General features: G+C 61.4%; 21 protein-coding genes and 1 tRNA gene. 13 read left to right on the top strand and 9 right to left on the bottom strand.

The genetic code is table 11. From position 1 onward, the window contains the following. The first annotated feature begins 386 nt into the window (after positions 1 to 386). From ccoG to ccoS, 4 genes are read left to right on the top strand one after another with little or no spacing between them, the layout of a single operon-like run. The gene (gene ccoG / locus WAO69_RS09010; RefSeq protein WP_422178205.1) at positions 387 to 1,820 is read left to right on the top strand and encodes a cytochrome c oxidase accessory protein CcoG; all 1,434 of its coding nucleotides are present in this window, start codon (positions 387 to 389) and stop codon (positions 1,818 to 1,820) included. A 4-nt stretch (positions 1,821 to 1,824) separates the two neighbouring features. Beyond that, positions 1,825 to 2,283 carry a FixH family protein gene (locus tag WAO69_RS09015; protein ID WP_422178207.1) on the top strand — a complete coding sequence of 153 codons (459 nt, stop codon included), beginning with the start codon at positions 1,825 to 1,827 and terminating at the stop codon, positions 2,281 to 2,283. 6 nt (positions 2,284 to 2,289) lie between these two features. After that, positions 2,290 to 4,467, top strand: coding sequence for a heavy metal translocating P-type ATPase (locus WAO69_RS09020; protein WP_422178209.1), 2,178 nt, complete (start codon positions 2,290 to 2,292; stop codon positions 4,465 to 4,467). Positions 4,468 to 4,471: 4 nt separating this feature from the next. Beyond that, complete coding sequence (ccoS, locus tag WAO69_RS09025) at positions 4,472 to 4,630, top strand: cbb3-type cytochrome oxidase assembly protein CcoS (RefSeq protein WP_422178211.1); 159 nt, start codon at positions 4,472 to 4,474, stop codon at positions 4,628 to 4,630. Positions 4,631 to 4,671: 41 nt separating this feature from the next. Here ccoS and WAO69_RS09030 read toward each other — a convergent pair whose 3' ends face one another. After that, positions 4,672 to 6,180, bottom strand: coding sequence for a serine hydrolase (locus WAO69_RS09030; RefSeq protein ID WP_422178213.1), 1,509 nt, complete (start codon positions 6,178 to 6,180; stop codon positions 4,672 to 4,674). A 190-nt stretch (positions 6,181 to 6,370) separates the two neighbouring features. After that, a complete protein-coding gene (locus WAO69_RS09035; RefSeq protein ID WP_422178215.1) occupies positions 6,371 to 7,069 on the bottom strand; it encodes an HAD family hydrolase in 699 nt (232 codons plus the stop codon). A gap of 94 nt (positions 7,070 to 7,163) precedes the next feature. Between WAO69_RS09035 and clpS the strand changes: the two genes are divergently transcribed. The 6 genes from clpS (at position 7,164) to WAO69_RS09065 (ending at position 11,296) form a co-directional block, all read left to right on the top strand. Next, entirely contained in the window at positions 7,164 to 7,505 is a 342-nt protein-coding gene (gene clpS, locus WAO69_RS09040) for an ATP-dependent Clp protease adapter ClpS (protein WP_422178217.1), read from the top strand. 9 nt (positions 7,506 to 7,514) lie between these two features. Further along, positions 7,515 to 8,495 (top strand): class I SAM-dependent methyltransferase, encoded by a 981-nt coding sequence (locus WAO69_RS09045; protein WP_422178219.1) that lies wholly within the window; start codon positions 7,515 to 7,517, stop codon positions 8,493 to 8,495. A gap of 39 nt (positions 8,496 to 8,534) precedes the next feature. Next, positions 8,535 to 9,335: an SDR family NAD(P)-dependent oxidoreductase gene (locus WAO69_RS09050; protein WP_422178221.1), complete on the top strand. Its 801-nt coding sequence runs from the start codon at positions 8,535 to 8,537 to the stop codon at positions 9,333 to 9,335. A gap of 60 nt (positions 9,336 to 9,395) precedes the next feature. After that, positions 9,396 to 10,289 (top strand): oxygen-dependent coproporphyrinogen oxidase, encoded by an 894-nt coding sequence (gene hemF, locus WAO69_RS09055; RefSeq protein ID WP_422178223.1) that lies wholly within the window; start codon positions 9,396 to 9,398, stop codon positions 10,287 to 10,289. Between the two features lie 79 nt (positions 10,290 to 10,368). Next, positions 10,369 to 11,031 (top strand): Crp/Fnr family transcriptional regulator, encoded by a 663-nt coding sequence (locus WAO69_RS09060; protein ID WP_422178225.1) that lies wholly within the window; start codon positions 10,369 to 10,371, stop codon positions 11,029 to 11,031. A 124-nt stretch (positions 11,032 to 11,155) separates the two neighbouring features. After that, positions 11,156 to 11,296 (top strand): hypothetical protein, encoded by a 141-nt coding sequence (locus WAO69_RS09065; protein WP_422178227.1) that lies wholly within the window; start codon positions 11,156 to 11,158, stop codon positions 11,294 to 11,296. Between the two features lie 321 nt (positions 11,297 to 11,617). Here WAO69_RS09065 and hemC read toward each other — a convergent pair whose 3' ends face one another. Then, positions 11,618 to 12,565 (bottom strand): hydroxymethylbilane synthase, encoded by a 948-nt coding sequence (gene hemC, locus WAO69_RS09070; protein ID WP_422178229.1) that lies wholly within the window; start codon positions 12,563 to 12,565, stop codon positions 11,618 to 11,620. 103 nt (positions 12,566 to 12,668) lie between these two features. On the opposite strand from hemC, the gene hemE reads away from it, so the two are divergent. Together hemE and WAO69_RS09080 are read left to right on the top strand one after the other, a co-directional pair. After that, a complete protein-coding gene (gene hemE / locus WAO69_RS09075; protein ID WP_422178231.1) occupies positions 12,669 to 13,703 on the top strand; it encodes a uroporphyrinogen decarboxylase in 1,035 nt (344 codons plus the stop codon). A gap of 55 nt (positions 13,704 to 13,758) precedes the next feature. Next, positions 13,759 to 13,835 (top strand) — tRNA-Met (locus WAO69_RS09080). Between the two features lie 138 nt (positions 13,836 to 13,973). Here the strand turns inward: WAO69_RS09080 and WAO69_RS09085 are convergent. From WAO69_RS09085 to WAO69_RS09105, 5 genes are all read right to left on the bottom strand, one after another. After that, complete coding sequence (locus WAO69_RS09085; protein WP_422178233.1) at positions 13,974 to 15,596, bottom strand: AMP-binding protein; 1,623 nt, start codon at positions 15,594 to 15,596, stop codon at positions 13,974 to 13,976. Continuing rightward, on the bottom strand, positions 15,596 to 16,774 hold the full coding sequence (locus WAO69_RS09090) for a thiolase family protein (RefSeq protein ID WP_422178235.1): 1,179 nt from the start codon (positions 16,772 to 16,774) through the stop codon (positions 15,596 to 15,598). The genes WAO69_RS09085 and WAO69_RS09090 overlap by 1 nt, the downstream gene beginning before the upstream one ends. Positions 16,775 to 16,861: 87 nt before the next feature. Then, a complete protein-coding gene (locus WAO69_RS09095) occupies positions 16,862 to 18,439 on the bottom strand; it encodes a TRAP transporter large permease (protein WP_422178236.1) in 1,578 nt (525 codons plus the stop codon). Continuing rightward, the gene (locus tag WAO69_RS09100) at positions 18,436 to 18,987 is read right to left on the bottom strand and encodes a TRAP transporter small permease subunit (RefSeq protein WP_422178238.1); all 552 of its coding nucleotides are present in this window, start codon (positions 18,985 to 18,987) and stop codon (positions 18,436 to 18,438) included. Before WAO69_RS09100 ends, WAO69_RS09095 begins: the two co-directional genes overlap by 4 nt. A 77-nt stretch (positions 18,988 to 19,064) precedes the next feature. Then, a complete protein-coding gene (locus WAO69_RS09105) occupies positions 19,065 to 20,174 on the bottom strand; it encodes a TRAP transporter substrate-binding protein (RefSeq protein ID WP_422178240.1) in 1,110 nt (369 codons plus the stop codon). A 251-nt stretch (positions 20,175 to 20,425) separates the two neighbouring features. Between WAO69_RS09105 and WAO69_RS09110 the strand changes: the two genes are divergently transcribed. Further along, the gene (locus WAO69_RS09110) at positions 20,426 to 21,196 is read left to right on the top strand and encodes a class II aldolase/adducin family protein (protein ID WP_422178242.1); all 771 of its coding nucleotides are present in this window, start codon (positions 20,426 to 20,428) and stop codon (positions 21,194 to 21,196) included. Here WAO69_RS09110 and WAO69_RS09115 read toward each other — a convergent pair. After that, complete coding sequence (locus WAO69_RS09115) at positions 21,184 to 22,125, bottom strand: ketopantoate reductase family protein (RefSeq protein WP_422178244.1); 942 nt, start codon at positions 22,123 to 22,125, stop codon at positions 21,184 to 21,186. The two genes, WAO69_RS09110 and WAO69_RS09115, sit on opposite strands and share 13 nt — an antisense overlap. Positions 22,126 to 22,168 lie beyond the last annotated feature (43 nt).

A 22,168-nucleotide genomic window follows, 5' to 3' on the forward strand; every position in this document is an offset into this window, starting at 1 on the left:
TCTGAAATCGCGCCCGTAGCGCTTCCGGCAAAGGTGCTGACATGATCCATCCTCCCAAACAGGATGAATCACAGATCAGGCTTCAAGGGAATCCTTACGATTCAGGTTTTCGGCGGGACGCTTTAAGGCAGTCTTTGCGCCCGCCAGCGCGATCCCAGCGCCCCTTTACATCGACGTCATGATCCATTGCCTGTCCCCTCTGGTGACGCATGAGCCGGGCAGAAGCGAGGCGGTGGCACGCCATAAAAAATGCAGCCAGCCAAGGCGCTGCAGACAGAGCCAAGAAAAAGATGTCTGAGCGATGTTCTTTTTGACCCATGTCAAAGTTTCGCCCGGTCGTGAATGGGACAACACAACCCAAGCCGCCAACTGCAGGAGCGATTCCATTGTCCGACAGCTCGGATCAGCCGCCAAGCCTTTACAAGGCGCGCGAACCGATTTTTCCGAAACGTGTTTCCGGGAATTTCCGTAATCTCAAATGGGTGATCATGGCGGTCACCCTGGGCATTTACTACATCACGCCCTGGATCCGCTGGGACCGCGGTCCGAACCTGCCCGATCAGGCGGTGCTGCTGGATATGGCCAACCGCCGGTTCTATTTCTTCTGGATCGAGATCTGGCCGCATGAGTTTTACTTTGTGGCGGGCCTTTTGATCATGGCCGGACTGGGCCTGTTCCTGTTCACCTCGGCATTTGGTCGGGTCTGGTGCGGCTATACCTGCCCACAGACGGTCTGGACCGATCTGTTCATTCTGGTGGAGCGTTGGATAGAAGGCGATCGAAACGCGCGCCTCAGGCTGCACCGTCAGGAAAAGATGGACGCACGCAAGTTGCGCCTGACCCTGACCAAATGGGTAAGCTGGCTTTTGATTGCGCTGGCAACCGGTGGGGCCTGGGTGTTCTATTTCGCCGACGCGCCGACCCTGCTGCGCGATCTGGTGACGCTGAACGCCCATCCGATTGCCTATACGACAGTGGCGATCCTGACATTCACCACCTTCTTCTTTGGCGGTTTCGCGCGCGAGCAGATCTGCATCTATGCCTGCCCATGGCCGCGCATTCAGGCCGCCATGATGGACGAAGATACCATCACGGTCGGCTATCGTGGCTGGCGTGGAGAGCCGCGCAAACACTCCGAGGAAGCCGCCAATGCGGCCGAGCAGGGGGATTGCATCGATTGCATGGCCTGCGTGAACGTCTGTCCGATGGGGATCGACATCCGCGACGGGCAACAGATGGAATGCATCACCTGCGCGCTTTGCATCGATGCCTGTGACGACATCATGGCCAAGATCGGCAAGCCGCGCGGGCTGGTGGATTACATGGCGCTGTCGGATGAGCCTCTGGAACGCACCGGCAAACCGCCCAAAAGCATCTGGGTACATGCGTTCCGCCCACGCACGATCATGTACACCACATTGTGGTCACTGGTGGGCTTTGCGCTGGTGTTTGCTCTGTTCATCCGCTCGCCGATTGATCTGAACGTCGCGCCCGTGCGCAACCCGGTCTATGTGACCATGTCGGACGGGTCGATCCGCAATGCCTATGACGTGCGACTGCTGAACAAAAGCAACGATGATACGACCTTCCGCCTCTTTGTGACCGGCCATTCGCAATTGCGTCTGCAACTGGAAGGCACGCCCTATCAAACCGTGGACATCACGGCCCAGGGCATGCGCCTGCAGCGGGTCTATGTCGTCTCGCCCCCCAACTCAGACCCGGCGCTTGCCGAGCGGACCGAGCTGCGCTTCTGGGTCGAGGATCTGTCCAATGGCAAACGCGCCTATGCGGATTCCACCTATTTCGGAACAGGAGATTAAACCCATGGCAACGCGCGAATTCACCGGAACACACGCAGCACTGATCTTTGGCGGCGCATTTTCCGTCATCATCACGGTAAACCTTGCCCTGGCCTATAATGCGGTCAGCACCTTTCCGGGCCTCGAGGTCAAGAACTCTTATGTGGCCTCCCAGCAGTTTGACGCCAGGCGCGATGCGCAACTGGCGCTGGGCTGGTCGGTGCGCGCGGATGCCCGAGATGGCCAGGTGATCCTGTCGATCACCGATGCAAACGGGGCACCGGTGCAGGTGGCCGATCTGGATGCAACGCTGGGCCGGGCCACGCATGTCAAAGACGATCTGCGACCCGAGTTCGTCTTTGATGGCAAGGCCTATGTGGCGCCGGCTGATCTGGGCAAGGGCAACTGGAACATCCGTATGGTGGCGCGGGCCGATGACGGGACCGAGTTCACCCAGCGTGTCATTCTGCATGTGCGGGGCTAGGCCCGCATGACCGCGCATATGTCCCCATCGGCCGCAGCCTGTCCGGGATGCCTTGCCGCACCCCGGGATGCGGTCGAGGTGCCACTTGCGCCCGGGCGTCTTGCCCTGTCTCTGCCCCAGATCCATTGTCAGGCCTGCATTGCCGGGGTCGAGCGTATTCTCAACCGCGATCCCCGGGTGACCTCGGCGCGGGTGAACCTGACGCTCAAACGCGCGATGATCGAGGCCGATGGCGACGTGAGGGCTGCCGATCTCGTGGCGGCACTCGGGGCGGGCGGGTATGAAGCCCATGAGCTTGATCCGGGTGCGCTGAAGGCGACACAGACCGACCGCGCGGGGCGCGATCTGCTGATGCGGCTTGCGGTGGCGGGCTTTGCATCGATGAATGTGATGCTTTTGTCGGTCTCTGTCTGGTCGGGTGCGCAAGATGCGACGCGTGACATGTTCCACTGGATTTCCGCCGCCATCACCTTGCCGGCCATTGCCTTTTCCGCCCAGCCCTTCTTTCGCAGCGCCTGGTCCGCGCTGAGGGTGCGCAAGCTGAACATGGATGTTCCGATCGTGCTGGCCATCGTGCTGGCGCTGGTGACATCGCTTTGGGAGACCGCGCTGTCCGGGCATCACGCCTATTTCGACGCCGCGATGGCGCTGACCTTTTTCCTGCTGGCCGGGCGATATCTGGATTACCGGACCCGTGCGGCGGCGCGCTCGGCTGCTGAAGAGCTTGCAGCACTTGAAGTCCCGCGCGCCTGGCGGCTGGAAAACGGGGCCGAGGTCGAAGTCTCTGTGGCGTCGCTGGCGGTGGGCGACCGCATTCTGGTGCGCCCGGGCGGGCGTATGCCGGTGGATGGTGTGGTGCGCGACGGGCAATCCGAACTGGACCGCTCCTTGCTGACGGGCGAGACACTCCCTGTCTTTGCAAGCGCCGGGCAGGTGGTCAGCGCGGGCGAGGTCAATCTGACAGGTCCGCTGACGATCGAGGCAACGGCGGTTGGCTCGGACACCTCGCTGCACCGCATGACAGATCTGGTGGCAATCGCCGAGTCCGGCCGCTCGAACTACACCTCGCTCGCGGACAAGGCGGCCAAGCTCTATGCGCCGGGGGTTCATATCCTGGCCGCGCTCAGCTTTCTGGGCTGGTACCTCTATACCTGGGATGTGCGCACCGCGCTCAATATCGCGGCGGCGGTTCTTATCATCACTTGCCCCTGCGCGCTGGGCCTTGCGGTGCCAGCGGTGACGACCGCCGCCTCTGGTCGGTTGTTTCGAAAGGGGATGCTGATCAAGGATGCCACGGCGCTTGAGCGTCTGGCCGCCGTGGACACGGTCGTGTTCGACAAGACCGGAACCCTGACGGCGGGCACGCCTGAATTGACCAATTCAGGCGATCATGACCGCGCTACCCTGGAAGTGGCGCTTGGGCTGGCCGAGGTGTCATCGCATCCTCTCTCGCGGTCCCTGACCCGTGCTGCGCGCGCGGCCGGCATCAAGGCGGCCAGGCTCAGCGATGTTGTCGAAGTTCCCGGCTATGGCACGCAAGCCAGCTGGAAGGGGCGTCGCGTCCGTCTGGGCCGGGGTGCCTGGGTCGGTGCCGATGCGGCGCAAGGCACAACCGCGTGGCTCAGCGTCGACGGGGATCAGCCGCGCGCTTTCCGCTTCAGCGATGCGCTGCGCGCGGGGGCCGAAGAGGCGGTGGCAGAGCTTTTGGCGGCAGGCTACCACGTCATTCTGATGTCCGGTGACACGTCTTTTGCCGTGCGCGACCTGGCGGCGCGTCTTGGCATTGAAACCTGGGTGGCCGAGGCCCTGCCCGAGGACAAGGCCCATCGCGTCCGGCAACTGGCCAGCGAAGGGCGGCATGTGCTGATGGTTGGAGATGGCCTGAACGATACAGCGGCCTTGTCGGCGGCGCATGTGTCCATATCCCCAGCATCCGCGCTGGATGCAGCGCGGGTTGCATCGGACATCGTGCTGCTGGGCACAGATCTGACGCCAATCCCCGAAAGCCTTGGCGTGGCAAAGCGCGCGGTCAGGCGTATCCGCGAGAACTTTCAGATTGCGACCGTCTACAACATCATCGCCGTGCCGCTGGCGGTTGCCGGGCTGGCGACTCCGTTGATCGCTGCCTTGGCGATGTCGGCCTCGTCGATTACCGTCTCCCTGAACGCATTGCGGTTGAGGTGACGACATGGGCGTGCTGAGCTATCTGATCCCGATTTCCCTGACACTGGGTGCCGTCGGTCTGGTGGCCTTCATCTATACTGTGCGCTCAAATCAGTATGAGGATCCCGAAGGCGATAGCCGCCGGATCCTGAACGATGAATGGGACGATCACCCCAAGCCCTGACACGGTGCCTGTGCGCTTCGCATCTGACGCGCAGGTCGCCGTCAACCGGGCCCGATCATGAAGCAATTGACGTTGCGCGCCTGCAGGCGGCGGCAGGCCAGATCCGCGCTGTCGCGGCTCATGCCAAGGAAATTCGCGTCAAAACCGCGTGGTCCCTTGACCACTTTGCGCAAAGATCCATCAAGCGATGATATATCCGACAGGGCGGTGCGCAGCAGGACCTTTTCGGCCTGATACCGGCTGGAGTAGCGGCCAAGATTGATGCCCCAATGCTTGCCGCCTGATGTGGATACCCGTGTGACGACTTCGCGTTGCGCGTCGTCGATCGGGTCGGCCTTTACAACATTCGCCACGGTGATCGCTTCGGTTTCCGGGCGCGCGGCCGGGCGCGGCACGGCCTCAAGCGCCGAGATGATGGCCGTGGGGGCAACATTTTTCTCGGGTGGAGCGGAGGGCGTTGCGGTCTTGGCCAGCGCGACCGCTTCGGCGATTTCCTGACGCAGGATGTCTTCTTCCGCCTTGGCGGTCTGTGCAATCGCCTCGGCTAGCAGAACCGGGACGCCGGTGCCGGTCCCCGGTCGAAGTTGCGGGCGCAGGCTCTTGTTGACGGCTCCGCTGACGCGAATTGTCTTGCCAGCCCCCTGATTGGTCTGTGCCGTGGCGGTATAGACCGGAGGCGGCGGTTGGCGCAAAGGGGCGTTCGAGGGGGCGCGACGGAAGCCCAGATCAAGCAGCTTGGCGACCTCGGCATTGCGCGAGGTTGTCGATTTGCCGCCGAAAACCGTGGCGATGATGCGTTCGTTGCCGCGTTGCGCCGAAGCCACAAGATTGAAACCTGCCGCCCGCGTATAGCCGGTCTTGATCCCATCCGCCCCGCGATAGGCCGCAAGAAGACGGCGGTTGGTGTTGTTGACCGTCTTGATCCCGGCATGTGTCGATTGGCGCGAGAAGAGATTGTAATATTGCGGATAGTCATAGAGCAATCTGCGTCCCATGATCGTCATGTCGCGGGCAGATGACAGGTGGCCGGCCTCGGTCAGGCCATGGGCGTTCTTGAAGGTCGTCCGGGTCATGCCCAGGGCTTTTGCGGTTGCGTTCATGCGTCTTGCAAAGGCGGCTTCGGAGCCCGAGATCGCCTCGGCAATCGCGGTTGCCGCGTCATTGGCTGATTTCACCGCAGAGGCGCGGATCAGGTAGCGCAGCGCGATACGCTGCCCGGGGGCCAGGCCCAGTTTCGAGGGCGGTTCCGAGGCGGCTTTCTTGGAGACACGGACCTGGGTGTCCAGCGTGATCTCGCCATTCTTGACCGCTTCGAACGCGATATAGAGCGTCATCATCTTGGTCAGCGAGGCAGGGTGCAATCTGGTATCGGCGTTGCGCGAATGGAGCACTTCGCCGGTGCGCGCGTCCATGACCATCGCAGCATAGGGCGCCGCCGCCACGCTGAGCGGAAGGATGACGCAAAACCATATTGCGGTGAAAACATATAGCCCAAGACGGGCCGGGCTGATGCGCCGAACCTGCACGATGTTTGCCTCTGTCTGCCTCATGTCGCCGATTTTTCGGCTGACTTCATTATCTGATTGCCAAAATGCTAACACAGCAGAATCACAAAAGAAAGTTGCAAGTTGCAGTGATATTTCCGGCTATCGCAATGCGTGTAGACCAGATATGGGGTCTCGCGCGTCTTCGACCGCTAAACCGGCAATTGTGTCGAAAATGGGGCAAATAGTTCAGCTGTTAACTGATGGCGTCCAGCAAATCAGGCAACGCACCCAGGTCGGCGATTTCGTGAAAGCGCGGGGCGTGTTTCGGGGCCGGTGCGGCTTCGATTTCCCACTCCAGCCCATGGGGCACAAACACGCCCCAGCCGCCGATCTCGATCACCGGGACGACATCCGAGCGCATGGAGTTGCCGATCATCATCGCGCGCGCGGCACCGTCTGCCTGCCGTGTGAAGATGCGGTCATAGACCTCGGGGGTCTTGTCCGACACGATCTCGACTCCGTCAAACAGATCGCCAAGGCCCGATTGTGCCAGCTTGCGTTCCTGATCCAGAAGGTCGCCCTTGGTGATCAACAGAACGCGGTAGGTTTCGGCCACGCTTTGCACCACGTCCCGCGCATGGGGCAGCAGTTCGATCGGGTGTTGCAGCATGTCCTGCCCGGCGTCCAGCAGTTCCGCAATGACCGAGGCCGGTACACGTTGATCGGTCACTTCGATCGCGGTTTCGATCATCGACAGCACGAAGCCTTTGATCCCGTATCCGTAGTGGCCCAGATTGCGACGTTCGGCATCCAGCAGGCGGGCCATGAGGTGATCGGAATCGGTATAGGCACGCAACAGATCGGCAAAGCGCTCCTGCGTGAGCCGATAGAAGCGTTCGTTCTGCCAAAGCGTATCATCGGCATCAAAGGCAATACAGGTCAGTGAGGTCATGGTGCTTTCAGTGCTGCCACGTCTTTTCTAATTTTTCTCAGGCGTTATATAGACTACTCACGGACCAAACCTGAGAACGGCGCGACTTTCAACAATGACAAAGACACCCTGGATCATGGCGGACGATAGCGAGAACGGCGATGACGCGTCGGTTATCACCGAAACGCGCCCCAAGACCAAGCGCCCGCCTTTGTACAAGGTGCTGTTGCTCAATGATGATTACACGCCCATGGAATTCGTCGTGCATGTGCTGGAACGGTTCTTTGGCATGACCCATGCGCAGGCGTTCGAAGTGATGCTGACCGTTCACAAGAAGGGTGTCGCCGTGGTGGGCGTGTTCAGCCATGAGATTGCCGAAACCAAGGTCGGTCAGGTCATGGACTTTGCGCGCCGCCATCAGCACCCTTTGCAGTGCACGATGGAGAAAGAGGACTGATCCTCGCAAATGTCGCCTAGGGTTTCTCTGGCACTTGAAGCAGGCAGCCTGACCCTGCCTGATGCGCCCATATTGGTGATGCATCCGCGCGCGGATGCCGACCTTTCGGCGCTGCCGCAGGATCGTGTGACCATCGTGCAGCCGTTTTTTCCCGATCATGCGGTGTGGTCCGCGCGGGGCTATCGCTGTGCGCCCGGTCTGGCCGGGCGTTTTGGAGCGGCAATCGTGTTCCTGCCGCGCGCCAAGGCGCAGGCGCGGGCGATGCTGGCGGATGCCGCTGCGGCTGTGGATGGGCTGGTCATCGTGGATGGTGCCAAGACCGATGGCGTTGACAGCATCCTCAAGGATCTGCGCAAGCGGGCCGAGGTGTCGGCACCGATTTCCAAGGCGCATGGCAAGATCTTCTGGTTTGTCCCACCGCCAGAGGGGTTTGCGGATTGGGTTGCCCCGCCGACACAGGTGGATGGATTTCAAACCGCGCCGGGCGTGTTTTCCGCAGACGGGATTGATCCGGCGTCGGCCCTTCTGGCCGGGGTCTTGCCCGCAAAGCTGGGGCGACGAGTGGCGGATCTGGGCGCGGGCTGGGGCTATCTGTCGGCGCAGGTGCTGACGTGTGCCAGTGTCGAACGGCTGCATGTGGTCGAGGCCGATCACGTCGCGCTGGACTGCGCGCGCGCGAATATCCCCGATCCCAGGGCCGAGTTTCACTGGGCCGATGCGACCACATGGCGACCTGACGAACCGGTGGATGCTGTGGTGATGAACCCGCCCTTTCACACCAATCGCGCCGCGGATGCCGGCCTGGGGCAGGCCTTTGTCGCAGCGGCTGCACAGATGCTGACGCCCTCTGGCACGCTCTGGATGGTGGCCAATCGCCATCTGCCTTATGAAACCGCGCTGCGCGAGCTGTTTCGTGAGGGCGATGAACTGGCGGGAGACGGCCGCTTCAAACTTTTCCGCGCATCACGTCCCACTCGCGCGCGACGCTAAAGGCCGCTAGGCTCAGGTTCAGATAGGGAGACAGCCCGCATGTCATTTTCCATCGCCGGAAAGACCGCCATCGTCACCGGGGCCGCCAATGGCATTGGCCTGGCGATTGGCAGGCATTTTGCCGAGAAGGGCGCGAATGTGATGTTCGCGGATATGGATGAGAAACGGTTGCTTGATGAACTGGGCGAACAGAGCGACGACAGCAATGTCCGCTTTTTCGCCGGTGATCTGCGCGAGAAACTGACGATCGCCAATTTGCTGTCTGCCACGATTGATGCGTTCGATCAGGTCGATGTCCTTGTGAATGGCGCGCGCCAGGTCATGGTGTCGGATCCGCTGTCGCCGGATGATGACTCGGTGATCGAACTTCTGAACCAGAACCTGATGCCTGCCTTGCGGCTCACGCAATTGGTGGCCAAGCGCATGGTCAAGCAATCCGAAGGGCAGACCGAAGGGCAGGTCGGCTCGATCATCAATCTCAGCTCGATTGCGGCGCGGCGCACGCATCCCGATCTTCTTGGCTATTCGGTCAGTTCCGCCGCGCTGGATCAGCTTACACGCTCCATGGCGGTCTCGCTGGCCCCCTTGCGGATCCGGGTCAATGCGGTGGCCTTCGGGTCGGTGATGTCTGCCTCGCTGCAGGGTATCCTCAAGGAGAATTCCGACTTCCGCGAGGATATCGAACGCCACACCCCACTGGCGCGCATCGCCGCCCCCGGAGAGCTGGCGGATACGGTGCAATACCTGGCCTCGGAAGCCTCGGGTTTCATGACCGGGCAGATCCTGACGCTGGATGGCGGGCGCACGTTGCTGGACCCTGTCGCCGCACCCGCGCATTAACCACTTCCACAGCTTGCGCCTCCTGGGCTAGTCTGACTGTCAAGTAATGGAGACAGCCTGATGACCGCACATTTTGACACTGAAAAAGCCACCGCTGCTGCGTGGTTTCGCCGTTTGCGTGACGATATCGTCGCCGCATTCGAAGGGCTGGAAGACAGCCATGACACCGGGCCCTTGTCCGATCAGGCACCGGGGCGTTTCGATGTGTCCGAGACCAAGCGTCAGTCCGATGACGGCTCGGACGCGGGCGGCGGTTTGATGAGCGTGATGCGCGGCGGTCGGGTCTTTGAAAAGGTCGGCGTCAATATCTCGACCGTGTTCGGCACTTTGGGCGAACGGGCGCAGGCTGCGATGATGGCGCGCAAAGGCCTGTCGGGGATGAAGGAAGATCCCCGCTTCTGGGCCAGCGGAATCAGCCTTGTTGCGCATATGCAAAACCCCCATGTGCCGGCGGTGCATATGAACACCCGCATGTTCTGGACACCGCATGCCTGGTGGTTCGGCGGCGGGTCGGATCTCAACCCTTGTATCGAATATGACGAGGATACGGCGCATTTTCACGCCACGCAGAAACAACATCTCGATCCCCATGGTGCGGCGCATTACCCCCGGCTGAAAGAATGGGCGGATGAGTATTTCTTTGTTCCCCATCGCGGTCGTGCCCGTGGTGTGGGCGGCATCTTCATGGATGACCATTGTACACAGGACTGGCAGGCTGATCTGAGCCTCACGCAGGATATCGGACGCGCCTTCCTTCCGGCCTATGTTCCCCTGGTGGAAAAGCGCCGGGTGCAGGAGTGGAGCGACGCCGACAAGGAAGCGCAGCTGGTGCACCGTGGCCTATATGCCGAATACAACCTAGTCTACGACCGGGGCACGAAGTTCGGTCTTGAGACCGGCCATGACGCGAATGCGGTCCTCATGAGCCTTCCGCCTCTTGCCAAGTGGATCTGAGCCGACTTTGATAATGCAATGCTTGCGGCAGGGTCTCCGGCTGCTAACATGCGCATCTCAAAACAGAGGCGAATGATACATGCTGCCCAGTTCCGGATTCCTGTCGCATGCCTCAAAGGACCTGCGCGACCTCATGGGGCGCGCAGCAAGCGAAGTGTCTCTCAAGAACGGTGAGATCCTGTTCGAGCAGGGCGATGATGGCGACACGCTTTATGCGGTGACCAAAGGGGCGATCGAACTCAGCGTGATTTCGCGCGAAGGGCGCAAGCTGTCTCTGGATGTGCTCAGGCCCGGGGATATGTTTGGCGAGATCGCGCTGTTTGATCCCAACACCCGCACTGCGGGCGCCGTGGCCATCGGAGACACCACTCTCCTGAGCGTGCGCAACGCCGATCTGCTGCGCGAGCTGCGCGGGGCCCCGGAACTGGCTGTCGATCTGGTCAGGCTTGCCGGTCAGCGGATGCGCTGGATGAGCAAGCAATTGAGCGAGCAGGTCTTCCTGCCCATGCCCAGCCGTCTGGCGCGCAAGATCATGCATCTGACAGCCCATGGTGATTCTGAACATCCGGTGCTTGATATGTCTCAGGCAGACCTGGCCGAATTCGTCGGGGCGACCCGCGAAGCGGTATCCAAGACATTGTCGGCATGGAAAAGCCGGGGTGTAATCGAAAGCACGCGTGGCGGATTAAAAATTATTGATTACAGTGCCTTAGAGGCGCTGGGCGAGCTGGACGACATTTAATTTCCAGTAATTCTTTGCCTGTGTGACCCAGTTCACAGATAGAATCACGGGGCGCGCGCATATTCATCCTCATAGACGGAACAGGGCAGCATACCCCGCCCTACCAGACCGAGGATTTAGACCGATGACCCAGACACAGACACAGACCACAGCGCGCACCGCTCCAGTCTTTGCCATCCGGAGTTTCATCAGCTGGATTGTTGAAACGGATCGCAACTTTCGTGCCGCCCAGAACCAGATCGACCGTCTGTCGGATCGCTTCTGATATCGTCAATGAGATTTGGCGCAGACCCCGCACATGATGCGCTGCGCCATCCCGCTTCGCCCGAGGCATACCAAGAGGATCGGGCACCCCAATTTCAATGACCAAAACATTTTCAATTAAATGCGCCATGCATGTGCCTGAGCTTCCAGCAGGGTACATGCATGGCCAAATTTTTTTCCAAGACGACATGTCATCCGACAGGGCAGCAGCAAAGCTTCGGCAAACGGGTCGACGCGCTGGCAGCTCTGCCGGCAGGAGCGCTGTCGATGCATCGCGCGCCAGACAGGCACGACCGCCCAAAGTGTCGGTTGGCGGCGTTGTTCAGCTGTGCCAGTCGAAAAAGCCGGGGCCTGCCTGTTTGAGCAATTTGGCAGCCATGGCACGGCCCAGCTCGGCCCCGTCTTCGATTGGGGCTGTCGCCTCATCGGCGATGGATTCCGAGCCGTCAGGGCGCAGTACTTCGCCGCGCAGCCGCAGGGATGTGCCATTCAGTTCCGCCAAGCCGGCGATCGGCGTTTCGCAAGACCCGTCCAATTGCGCCAGGAACGCGCGTTCGGCGATAAGGCGTTGCCCTGTGGGGCCATCATGAATCGCCTCAAGCAGGGCGGCGGTGGCCGCATCATCCGCGCGCCTCTCAATGCCGATGGCCCCTTGCGCCACGGCGGGCAGCATATCGTCGGGTGAAATCGCGTGCTTTGGCACCTCGTCCATTTGCAACCGGTTCAGTCCTGCCATGGCCAGGAAGGTGCATTCGGCCACCCCTTCGGCGAGTTTGCGCAGGCGTGTCTGCACATTGCCGCGAAACTCGACAACCTGCAGATCAGGGCGTCTGTTCAAAAGCTGTGCCTTGCGGCGCAGGCTGGATGTTCCGACAACCGCGCCCTGAGCAAGAGCCGCAATCCCGTCCTTGTCGGCCGAGATAAAGGCGTCGCGCACATCTTCACGCGGCAGGTATGTATCCAGCAGCAGACCGGCGGGCTGGTCGACAGGCATGTCCTTCATCGAATGAACCGCGATGTCTATCTTGCCTGACAACAGATCTTCTTCGATCTCGCGGGTAAAGAGGCCTTTGCCGCCGATCTCTTTCAGAGGGCGGTCCTGAATTGCATCGCCCGTCACTTTGATCACGATGATCTGGAAAGCTTCTTGGGGAAGATCAAAGGCTTCGCTCAGTCTTCGGCGCGTTTCATAGGCCTGAGCCATTGCCAAAGGCGAACCACGGGTGCCGATTTTCAGCGGTTTTTCGGGGGAGGGGAGATCATGCGTCATGTCACAATCTTTAGTCGCGTCAATTTGCCCTGACAACTGTCCACTGCTTGACAAAGTGACGCTGAGAACGGACCAACAGATTAACAAGGCAAAGAGGATCACTATGGCTGAGGCAAAGAAACTGCTGCGCGCACTGGCGGGCGAAACACTGGATACACCGCCAATCTGGATGATGCGGCAAGCCGGACGCTATTTGCCCGAGTATCGCGCGACGCGCGAACAGGCCGGCGATTTTCTGTCGCTGTGTTACAATAGTGAACTGGCCGCCGAGGTGACGCTGCAGCCGATCCGCCGCTATGGGTTTGATGCCGCGATCCTATTTGCGGATATCTTGCTGGTTCCCCAGGCGCTGGGAGCGGATCTGTGGTTTGTCACGGGCGAGGGGCCGCGGTTGTCCACGATCACGACGCAGGCCGATTTCGACAAGCTGCTGCAGGTCGGTGATATCCACGACACGTTGAACCCGATCTATGAGACCGTGCGAATCCTGCGCCGTGAATTGCCCCAAGAGACCGCGTTGATCGGTTTTGCCGGCGCGCCATGGACCGTGGCCACCTATATGATCGCAGGGCGTGGTACGCCGGATCAGGCCCCGGCGCATGCCTTGATGACCGAAAACGAAGCGTTGTTTTCCGCTCTGATCGACCGGCTGAGCGAGGCCACCATCGAATACCTGTCGGCGCAGATCGAGGCCGGTGCGGAATGTGTCAAGATCTTTGACAGCTGGGCCGGGTCGCTGAAGGGCGATGCGTTCCGGAAATACGCTCTGGAACCCTGCCGGGTGATCACGGCGGCGTTGAAAGAGCGTCACCCGGGGATCCCGATCATCGGCTTCCCGCGGGAAGCGGGCGAGAAATATGTCGGCTTTGCCAAGGCCACCGGCGTGGACTGCGTTGCGCTGGACAGTGCGGTGGATCCCAAATGGGCGGCGGCGCATGTGCAATGCGACGGGTGCGTTCAGGGCAACCTGTTGTCGTCGCATATGGTGACGGGCGGTCAGGCTTTGGTCGATGAAACCCGCGCGATTGTCGAGGCGTTTTCAAACGGTCCGCATATCTTCAACCTGGGCCACGGGATCACACCGGATGCCGATCCCGAGAATGTTCAACTGATGATTGACACGGTCCGCGGCGCTTGATGGATTTTGCGGCTTGACGGGGCGGGCGGTCTGTCTTACCTGACGCTTCGCCTGTGGCGGAGTAGCTCAGCTGGTTAGAGCAGCGGAATCATAATCCGCGTGTCGGGGGTTCGAGTCCCTCCTCCGCTACCATTTCCCCCGTTTGCCGCTGGCTTGATGCCCACAGGGTCGTGATCACCCTTTGCCTCCCGGATGCCTGGAAAAACCTGCCGCTATGGCACGTGGTTTGCGCCGCGCCCAGGCGGCGGGCGCATGATCCGTCGGCGCTGGCTAGCCCTGCCGGTTGCGCATGTTCGATTTCATGTCTCTGAGGTCCAGAACGCCGGGCGCGTGGCGCGGGTCGACCTCGGCGTCAAACAGACGGTGTTTCTGGATCTTCTGGGTGCCGGTGACGGGCAATTCCGCGCGGAACTGGAACCAGGCCGGAAGCTTGTAATAGGCCAGCCGTTCCCGACAAAAGCTCAGGATATCCTGCGCGGCGGCCAGGTCGCCCGTTGCGCCGTCCGAGGGCACGATACAGGCCATGACCTCTTCATCGCGCATCTCGTCCTTGACTGGCAAAACCGCCACCTGGGCAACGCCCGGATGATCGATCAGCGCGTCCTCGACCTCGGCGGCGGAAATGTTCTCGCCCGAGCGGCGGATCATGTTCTTTGAGCGTTCGGTGAAATGAAGCATCCCCGTCGCATCCTGGCTGACCACGTCGCCGGTATGGAACCAGCCACCGCGCCAGGCCTCTTCCGTCGCGGCCTCGTTCTTGAGATAGCCACGGAAAAACCCCTGGCGGGGATCACGTTGCGAGGCGCGCACGACCAGCTCTCCCAATGTGCCGACGGGCACTTCGGTGCCGGTATCATCCACCACCCGCGCCTCCAGATGACCCGGCATCGAGCGGCCGAAGGCGCGGGTGTCCGTCTGACGCGGTTCATGGCAGGCGGCAAGAAAACGACCGGTTTCGGTCATGCCCCAGACCTCGACCATGGGCACACCAAAGCGCGCCTCGAAGGCGGCGTGCAATGCGGGGTCCAGACCCGCGCCAAGGCCAAAGCGCAGGCCGGTCTTGATATCATCGCCGCGTTTGGGGGCGGCCATCAGAACCGGGGGGATGATCCCGAGATAATGGAACGCGGTTGCGCGCGTTGCGGCCAGATCGTCCCACCAGGTGCCTGCGTGAAACCGGTCCGGAACGATCAGGCACACGCCTGTCAGAAGGGCTGTCGCCACGGTATTCACGCCGGCATTCACATGAAAGAACGGCAGCGGCAGATACAGCCGGTCGACCCCGCGTTGCAGGCTCAGCGCGCCGCCGTGGGCGGCGTAACACCGCCCGACCGCAAAGGCATAGGCATTGTCGATGATCGCGCCCTTGGGCCGCGATGTCGTGCCCGAGGTATAGACCAGCGCGATCTCGCTTGCGCCATCCGGTGTGCCGCCTGTGGCGGGCCTTGGAGGGGCAGGTGGGGTGAACCCGTCCGGCGTGCTGGTATCGCACCAGCCGATGACAGGCAGCGCTCCGGCGGCGCGCAGGCGCTCTTCGTTCTGGGGCAGGGCAACGGCAAGATCGGCCTCGGAATGCTCCAGCAGGTATTCCAGTTCATGATGCAGGTAATAGGGGGTCACCGGCACCTGAGACACGCCCAGTTTGTTCAGCGCAAGGAAATGCACGATATGGGCCGGATGATTGTCCAGCGCCAGCGCCACCCGGTGTCCGATGCCCCAGCCAGCCTGCGCATAGCGCGCGGCCAGCGCATCCGCCTGGCTCAGCACCTGGGCAAAGCTCAGCTCCAGCCCGTCGGGCAGATACGCGCGATCTGCGCGGGGTGGCGCGCACAGAAAAGCGGTATCGGGAAACTCCTGCGCCGCCGCGACCAGCCCGTCATAGAGCGTGTGCATCAGACCCGTTCCACCAGCATGGCCATGCCTTGTCCGGCCCCAAGGCACATGGACAGGATCGCCCGCTTGCCGCCGGTATCCTCCAGATGCTGCAGGGCGGTGATGCACATGCGCACGCCGGTCACTCCGGGCGGATGCCCAAGAGATATCCCGCCGCCATAGGCATTATGCAGATCGCGGGGAATGCCCAATTGCGCCTCGGCATGGATGTTGACCGCGGCAAAGGCCTCGTTGATCTCGAAATAGTCGATGTCACCAAGGCGCAATCCTGTCTTTTCCAGCAAGGCGCGAATGGCCGGAACCGGACCATGACCCATGATCCTGGCAGGCACGCCAACCACCGTCCAGTCCACGATGCGCCCGCGCGCCGTGGCTCCGGCCTCCTCAAGCGCGCCGCGCTCGCCCACCAGGACAAAGGCGGCGGCGTCGTTCACGGTCGAGGCATTGCCTGCCGTCACGCGCCCGCCTTCCCGGTAGGCCGGGCGCAGACGCGCCAGCTTTTCCGGGGTTGCGTCGCGTCGCGGGCATTCGTCCGTGTCAAAGACCGTGACCTCTTTGCGGCTGTGCACCTCGATCGGCATGATCTGGCGCGCCAGAAACCCCGATTCTTGCGCAGCGATCGCGCGGGACTGGCTCATCACGCCCCACTCGTCCATGGCCGCCCGGGTGTATTGGAAATCATCCACAAGGTTCTCGGCGGTTTCGCCCATGTATTCCTGCGAAAACGGACAGCGATAGGCCCAGTCGAGCATATCCTCCATCACGGTCGGACCGCGTTTGACGCCCTGGCGTACCTCGCTCAAGGCGTGGGGCGCGCGCGAATAGCTTTCAGCACCGCCCGCAAGAGCGATCCGCGAATGCCCGCTTTTGACCTGTTGATCCGCCGACAGGATCGCCTGCAGCCCTGATGCACAGGCCCGCACGACAGACAATGCGCCTGCGGATTCCGGGATGCCGGACTTGATGCCGACGACACGGGCGGCAAACAGGCTGTCGCGGTCCGATGGCACTGTGGTGGTGAAGACCATGTGATCGACCTTCTCGGGGGCCACCCCGGCCGCCCTGAGGCATCCCGCGGCGGTCTGTCCCGCCATATCGGTCATTGCCAGCGACTTGAGCGCTCCGTCAAAGGCACCAAGTGCCGTGCGCAGACCCCCTGCAATCACGATATCGCTCATGTCTCATCCTTCCCTGCCGCATCCGTGCGAATGGTCGTATCGATTTCAGTTCCCTGCTCAAGGCGCATATCGGACCCCGTTGTCGGCCTACCTGAACAGATAGTCAGGCAGCCATGTCGCCAGTTCCGGGAAAATGGCGACAAGCGTCAGCCCAACCAGTTGCAAGCCGATGAACGGCAGTACCCCTTTGTAGATTTCCTGTGTCTTGACCTCTTTCGGGGCCACGCCGCGCAGGAAGAACAGCGCAAAGCCGAACGGTGGCGTCAGGAACGAGGTCTGAAGGTTGACGCCGATCATCACGCCCAGCCACACCGGATCGGCCCCCATGGTGATCAGGACGGGGCCGACGATGGGGACCAGGATGAAAATGATCTCGAGGAAATCCAGGAAGAAGCCCATCACGAACATCAGCAGCATGACGAAGATCATTGCGCCGGTCAGCCCGCCGGGCAGGCTTTCGAGGAAATGGTGAACGGTCTCTTCCCCGCCCAATCCGCGGAAGGTCAGAGCGAACAGGCTTGCCCCGACAAGGATGGCAAAGATCATGCCGGAAATCCGCGTGGTGCTGTGGACGACATTGGTCAGGATGCCCTGCACATAGACCAGCCAGACCGACAGAAACACCGATAGAGCGACCAGCGCCACAAGCACATAGGACACCCACAGCACCTTTTGCTCGAGCGGGCTGAAATCATCACGCATCATCAAGAGATCAAATGAGCCATTGATGAACAAAAGTCCGATTGCGCCGAACACACCTGCCAGCAGGATCCAGGACAGATCGGGGCGCGCGCGCAGACCAGCCAGCACCGTGGCACCGATGGCACCGACAGCCGCCGCCTCGGTCGGTGTGGCGATCCCTGCAAGGATCGAGCCGAGAACGGCAATGATCAAGGCCGCCGGTGCCAGCAGCCCGTTCACCACCAGGCGCATCTTTTCGCCCGGATTCATTTCCAGCTCGCGGTCAGGGCGCAGCACCGCCGGCGCATGATGCGGGCGCAGCCAGGCCACCGTCGCGATATAGGCCAGATAGAGCCCGACCAAGAGCAATCCCGGCAGCAGCGATCCGGCAAACAGATCGCCCACGCCAACCGATTTTCCGGCAAAGTTGCCCGATGCAAGATTGGCCTGCTGATTGGCATAGGTCAGGATGTCGCCCAGAAACACCAGGACGATCGAGGGCGGGATCACCTGGCCCAATGTTCCGGATGCACAGATCGTGCCGGTCGCCAGCCTGGTGTCATATCCGTTGCGCAGCATCACCGGCAGCGCGATCAGACCCATCGTCACCACGGTCGCGCCAACGATACCGGTGGCCGCTGCCATCAGCATGCCGACGACAACCACCGACAGCGCCAGACCACCGCGCACCGAACGAAACAGCTTGGCCATGGACATCAACAAGTCTTCGGCCACTTTCGAGCGTTCCAGCATGATCCCCATGAAGATGAATAACGGTGCCGCCGTAAGCACTTCGTTGGACATGATCGCGAACATGCGCTGAGGCAGGAAATTGAGCTGGCGGATCTGGAACACGCCCAGCATCTCGCCGATCACCGCAAAGGCCAGGGCCACGCCTGCCAGGGTAAAGGCCACGGGATAGCCCAGAAGGATCAGGCCGAAGGCCGTCAGAAACAGGCCGATCTCAAGATATTCGTTGATCACGGGTTCACGTCCAGTTCAGACCGGATGCGGGTCACGGGTGGTCGGCCCAGGATCAGGGTGTAGAGATTGCGCAGCAGGAACGAGAGGCCTTGAATGGCAAGCACGGCCGCAAAGACCAGAAGGAACGTCTTGAGGATGTAGATATAGGGAAGCCCGGCGACTTCGGCCGATGCTTCGCGGATTTTCCAGGACCGTTCCACATAGGGAAAGGCCCGCGTCACGATGATGTAAAGGACGGGGGCCAGGAAAAACACCGTGCCCAGCAGGTCGATCAGCGCCCGTGCGCGCTGAGACATCGCGCCATAAAAGATATCGACGCGCACATGTTCATTGCGCAACAACGTCCAGCCTGCCGATGCGGACAGGGTGATGGCAAAGGCATAAAGCGTGGTTTCGGACATGGCCACGTTGCTGATCCCGTAGACATAGCGCAGCACCACGTTGGCGAAGGTCATCAGCACCATGAACAGCACCAACCATGAGATCAGGCGTCCGAAATACTCGGTCAGCCCGTCCAGGATATCGATCAGCAAGATCATCGCCCGCATCGCGCGCACCTCCCGTCGCAGCTATGGGGCGCTTGTCACCAAGCGCCCCACGGTCTTATCGCGTTCTGGGGCCGAAATCAGGCGCCGTTTTCAAACGCCAGCTTGCGCGCGTAATACAGCGGATAATCCACCAGCACCGAATACTGCACTGCTTCGTCGCGATAGGCTTTCCAGCTGGCATAGATTTCCGCTGCATAGTCATCGACTTCGGCCAGTTCGGCCACGACTTCCTGCGAGGTCTTGGCAAGGGCGATGACCACATCGTCTGGATACTGGCGCACTTCGACCTTGTGCTCGGTGCGCAGGTTTTCCATCGCCTTGGCATTGTAATAGGGCCACTCGCCGATGTTGATCGAGTTTGCCGATTGCGCAGCGTGCTGCATGATCAGGCGCTGATGGGGTGTCAGATCATCCATCAGGTCGGCGTTGATACCGATCTCGCCGGCGCTGTTCACTTCCTGCCAGCCGGGTGTGTAGTAATACTTGGCGTGCTGCTGGAAGCCGTTGGCACTGTCAAGCCATGCACAGCACAGCTCGGTCGCGTCGATCGCGCCGGACTGCAGCGAGGTGAAGATCTCTTGCGGTGGGATCATCACGGCGCTGGCACCCACGCGGCGCATGACTTCGCCGGCGATGCCCGAACTGCGCATCTTGACGCCCTGGAAGTCATCCAGGCTGTTGATTTCCTTGTTGAACCAGCCGGCCATCTGCGCGCCGGTATGGCCGCAGGTAAAGGCCTGAAGGTTGAACAGGTCGCGATAGGCCTTGTTCTGCAATTCCTGACCGCCGCCATGATACATCCATGCGCAATGTTCGGCAGGGTTCAGACCGAAGGGCACGAGGCCGAAGAAGGTGACCGGCTGCCATTTGCCCGCAAGGAACATCGGCGAGCTGTGATAGCAATCCGCGGTGCCCTGACCTACGGCGTCAAACACTTCGAAGGCACCGACCAGCTCGCCCGCCGCGTTCACCTTGGCGGTGATTTGCCCGTCGCTGAGTTCTTCGACGAACTTGGCGAAGTTATAGGCGATGGATGCGAGGCCGGGGAAATTATGCGGCCATGCCATCACCATGGTCAGCTCGCGTTTGCCCTGCGCATAAATGGGGGCCGCCAGTGTCGCACCTGCGGCCAGACCGGTCCCCGTTGCGATGGAATTCTTGAAAAAACTCCTGCGATTCATAGTCATGATCTCTCCTCCCTAAAGAATTTTGCCGACCGCTATGGCCGGGCTGCGTGGTCCAGTCGTGTCCCGTTTGCTCTGGTTTTGATGCCGCGCCGTGGCGCCGGAAAGTCCATGAGTCGTTGCAGGATTGAGTTACCAAACAAACACCTGTTCATGTTGACCAATAAATTGGGCTGTGGCAACACTAAATGGTGCTGCGCGGTCCGAGTGATGCGCCGGATCACGCCGTGTACAGCACCCACAGGAGCACGCCCATGACCGTCACAGACCCTCGCCCAGCCCATGCCAGCGGCATGACCGTGGAAGAATGGCAGACCCGCGTGGAGTTGGCCGCCTGCTATCGTCTGATCGCCCATTTCGGGATGGATGACCTGATCTACAATCACGCCTCGGCCCGGGTGCCGGGCCCCGAGGAACATTTCCTGCTCAACCCGTTCGGCCTGCTTTACGAAGAGGTCACGGCCTCGAACCTGGTCAAGGTGGATCTGGATGGCAACATCGTCTCGGACACCGACGCGCGGATCAATCCGGCGGGTTTCGTGATCCATTCCTGCATCCACCGGGAACGCCCCGACATGACCTGCGTGATCCATACCCACACAACGGCGGGTGCCGGTGTATCGGCACAGGCTGACGGTTTGCTACCGCTCAGCCAGACCGCACTGCTTTACAAGGATCTGATCGGCTATCACACATTTGAAGGACTGGCGCTCAACACCGAAGAGCAGGCGCGCTTGCTTGAGGATCTGGGTGCCAAGAAACAACTGTTGATCCTGCGCAATCACGGGCTTCTGGCCTGCGGTCATTCCATTCCCGAAGCCTTCATCATGCTGTTCTACCTGGAACAGGCCTGTCGGATCCAGATTGCGGCCCAGGCCTCGGGCAAGGTCAGCGCCCCGCCGCAAGAGGTACAGGACCTGACCCACCAGCAGGCGATGCGCGGCTTTGGCTCGGCATTGGGTCAGATGGAGTTCACGGCCCTCAAGCGGCGTCTGGATCGGATGGGGTCAGACTACGCCACCTGATCCGCGCCGTTGATCAGCGGCTTGATCGCGCCATAGCCAAATTCATGCATGGGAGCGGGGATGCCAAGCTGGCGGGCCTGCGCGATCAGCCAGCCCACCGTGGCGTCCAGTTCCAGCGGCCGGCCCTGCTCGATGTCATCCAGCATCGAAGCGCGCGTGCGCCGGTCCGCCGTGTGAACGGAAAACGCCATGTTGCGCGCAACGATATCCTCGGAAAATCGCACGCCGCGCGCCTGGGCGACCGCCACGACTTCCTGCATCCCCTGGTGATAGAGCGCGCGTGTTTCCGGCACGTCGATCCAATCGCCAAGCGCGCGCCGGGTCATTGCCGACACCAGATGAAACGGGGTCAGCAGCGCCATCTTGGCCCAGATCTCGGGCATCGGATCGTCCAGACAAGCCATATCAAGCCCGGCGGCCTGTCCCGCTGCGGCCATCTCGCGGGCGGCGCTACAGGCACTGTCCGCAACCAGGGGGCCAAAGACAAAGCGCGTGACAGCCCCCGTGTGGCGCACCACACCCGGTTCCTGGACGCTGGCGGGGACATAGGTGACGCCGGCCAGCACATGGCGCGCGCCAAAAAGGTGGGCCAGAGTTTCGACGCCGAACAGCCCGTTCTGAAAGCTCAGGATGCGGGTGTGATCCCCGATCATCGGGCGCATGGCATCAGCGGCCTGTTCGGTATCCTGTCCCTTGACCGTGAAGACGCAGATATCGACGGGGCCGATCTCGGCCGGATCCGCGCTTACCATGGCGGGGCGCACGGTGATCCTGTCGGCTTCGGACACCAGCGTCAGCCCGTTTTCGATCAGAGCGTCACGGGTGCGGTTGCGGGCCAGAACATGGACCGGGGTACCGGACGCCTCAAGACGCGCGGTCAGGAACCCGCCGATCGCTCCGGCACCGACAACACCGATCTTCAGTCCCATGCCATGCTCCTGTTGTCCGGATATTGTCCGTCAGCATCTGGAT

The sequence above is a fragment of the Aestuariivita sp. genome, from assembly GCF_049276915.1.
Lineage (GTDB): Bacteria > Pseudomonadota > Alphaproteobacteria > Rhodobacterales > Rhodobacteraceae > Aestuariivita.

What these genes read in the sequence shown, in the direction of transcription:
- WAO69_RS09085 (WP_422178233.1), bottom strand. Translation starts at nt 15,596, where the DNA reads ATGCACACGCTCTATGACGGGCTGGTCGCGGCGGCGCAGGAGTTTCCC.
- WAO69_RS09035 (WP_422178215.1), bottom strand. Translation starts at nt 7,069, where the DNA reads ATGACCTCACTGACCTGTATTGCCTTTGATGCCGATGATACGCTTTGG.
- WAO69_RS09045 (WP_422178219.1), top strand. Translation starts at nt 7,515, where the DNA reads ATGTCGCCTAGGGTTTCTCTGGCACTTGAAGCAGGCAGCCTGACCCTG.
- WAO69_RS09050 (WP_422178221.1), top strand. Translation starts at nt 8,535, where the DNA reads ATGTCATTTTCCATCGCCGGAAAGACCGCCATCGTCACCGGGGCCGCC.
- hemE (WP_422178231.1), top strand. Translation starts at nt 12,669, where the DNA reads ATGGCTGAGGCAAAGAAACTGCTGCGCGCACTGGCGGGCGAAACACTG.
- WAO69_RS09100 (WP_422178238.1), bottom strand. Translation starts at nt 18,987, where the DNA reads ATGCGGGCGATGATCTTGCTGATCGATATCCTGGACGGGCTGACCGAG.
- WAO69_RS09065 (WP_422178227.1), top strand. Translation starts at nt 11,156, where the DNA reads ATGACCCAGACACAGACACAGACCACAGCGCGCACCGCTCCAGTCTTT.
- WAO69_RS09020 (WP_422178209.1), top strand. Translation starts at nt 2,290, where the DNA reads ATGACCGCGCATATGTCCCCATCGGCCGCAGCCTGTCCGGGATGCCTT.
- WAO69_RS09090 (WP_422178235.1), bottom strand. Translation starts at nt 16,774, where the DNA reads ATGAGCGATATCGTGATTGCAGGGGGTCTGCGCACGGCACTTGGTGCC.
- WAO69_RS09115 (WP_422178244.1), bottom strand. Translation starts at nt 22,125, where the DNA reads ATGGGACTGAAGATCGGTGTTGTCGGTGCCGGAGCGATCGGCGGGTTC.
- clpS (WP_422178217.1), top strand. Translation starts at nt 7,164, where the DNA reads ATGACAAAGACACCCTGGATCATGGCGGACGATAGCGAGAACGGCGAT.
- WAO69_RS09105 (WP_422178240.1), bottom strand. Translation starts at nt 20,174, where the DNA reads ATGACTATGAATCGCAGGAGTTTTTTCAAGAATTCCATCGCAACGGGG.
- WAO69_RS09015 (WP_422178207.1), top strand. Translation starts at nt 1,825, where the DNA reads ATGGCAACGCGCGAATTCACCGGAACACACGCAGCACTGATCTTTGGC.
- WAO69_RS09030 (WP_422178213.1), bottom strand. Translation starts at nt 6,180, where the DNA reads ATGAGGCAGACAGAGGCAAACATCGTGCAGGTTCGGCGCATCAGCCCG.
- WAO69_RS09110 (WP_422178242.1), top strand. Translation starts at nt 20,426, where the DNA reads ATGACCGTCACAGACCCTCGCCCAGCCCATGCCAGCGGCATGACCGTG.
- WAO69_RS09060 (WP_422178225.1), top strand. Translation starts at nt 10,369, where the DNA reads ATGCTGCCCAGTTCCGGATTCCTGTCGCATGCCTCAAAGGACCTGCGC.
- hemF (WP_422178223.1), top strand. Translation starts at nt 9,396, where the DNA reads ATGACCGCACATTTTGACACTGAAAAAGCCACCGCTGCTGCGTGGTTT.
- hemC (WP_422178229.1), bottom strand. Translation starts at nt 12,565, where the DNA reads ATGACGCATGATCTCCCCTCCCCCGAAAAACCGCTGAAAATCGGCACC.
- ccoS (WP_422178211.1), top strand. Translation starts at nt 4,472, where the DNA reads ATGGGCGTGCTGAGCTATCTGATCCCGATTTCCCTGACACTGGGTGCC.